Origin of the sequence: Nitratidesulfovibrio liaohensis (assembly GCF_011682075.1) — a bacterium.
Taxonomy (GTDB): domain Bacteria; phylum Desulfobacterota; class Desulfovibrionia; order Desulfovibrionales; family Desulfovibrionaceae; genus Cupidesulfovibrio; species Cupidesulfovibrio liaohensis.
Window position 1 is genome coordinate 1 of sequence record NZ_VSMK01000600.1, and the last position, 1,164, is coordinate 1,164.

Below are 1,164 nucleotides of genomic sequence, written 5' to 3' on the forward strand. Positions count from 1 at the left end.
GGCGCCCTGCTGGGCATGGGCGCGCACGGCGCGGGCGTGGCCCAGGCCCGCCAGGTGGGCGGCGAGGAAGGCGCCATCGCCAGCCTGGTGATGATTCTGGCCGGTCTGGTCAACGTGCTGGCCGCCCCCCTGCTGGCCCTCCTGCTGCACTGATCTTTCGCGGGCCATTCCCGCGCGGGAAGACACGGTGCTGCACCCTCCGTCCATCTTCCCCATCTCAACGGCAAAGGCCCCCGTGCGGCGGGGGCCTTTCGTCATTTCAAGGGGGGGGGTAAAACAAGGGGCGTGCTAGCGGGACGGGCCACCGTCCTTGGGGGCGATTTCCGCCGCCACCTCTGCGTACATGGTCAGGGCCACCATGGCGAAGGTAAGCAGCAGCGGCCCGTACAGCAGCCCCAGGATGCCGAACATGTTCAGCCCGCCCAGGATGGCCAGAAACAGGTAGAGCATGGGAATGCCCGCGCCTTCCTTCATGAACCACGCGCGCAGCAGGCCGTCGGAACTGGAAACCAGCACCGCGCACCACCCCAGCAGGAACACCGCCTGCCACGTCTCGCCCGAAAGGTACAGGTAGGCCGTGGCCGGTGCCCAGATCAGCGCGGTACCCACCACGGGAATCATGGCCGCGAAGGACATGGCGAAGCCCCAGAACAGCGCGGGCAGCCCCACGATGGCAAAGCCCACGGCTCCGATGACGCCCTGGAACACGGCCACCAGCACCCCGCCCATGAACACCGAACGGGCCACGCCGCGCAGGGCCGACAGCAGGCGGTCTTCCTGCGCGTGCGCCAGCGGCGAGACGCGCTTGACGAAGGCCATCATCTGTCGTCCGTCGCGCAGCAGAAAGTACAGGATGAACAGCATCAGCAGGAAATGGCCGAACAGGTACACCGCATTGCCCACTCCGGTGGTTATGCCGTGCAGCACGGCCTCTCCGGCCTGCCGGGCTGCGCCCAGCAGCGTGCCGCGCAGGCTGGCCGGGTCGAAGTCGGCCAGGCCCGAGGCGTCGATGCCGAAATCGGCCAGGGTCTGGGTGACCCACACCGAAAGCGCGTGCAGCCGGGCCAGCCCCAGTTCCACCGGCGCGGGCAGGGAACCCGCCGCAGCGGCGGCGCCGGGCGCGGCGCTTGTGGCAGCGCCTGCGACGACCCCGACGGAGGCTCC

Annotated in this window: 2 protein-coding genes; one reads left to right on the forward strand and one right to left on the reverse strand. The window is 69.5% G+C overall.

Annotated elements, in window-relative coordinates:
- Positions 1–9: 9 nt before the first annotated feature.
- The gene (locus tag FVW27_RS16480) at positions 10–153 is read left to right on the forward strand and encodes an LrgB family protein (protein ID WP_279586646.1); all 144 of its coding nucleotides are present in this window, start codon (positions 10–12) and stop codon (positions 151–153) included.
- A gap of 135 nt (positions 154–288) precedes the next feature.
- Here the strand turns inward: FVW27_RS16480 and FVW27_RS16485 are convergent.
- Positions 289–1,164 (reverse strand): AI-2E family transporter (locus FVW27_RS16485; protein WP_167127223.1); only part of this gene is annotated, 876 nt, incomplete at its 5' end.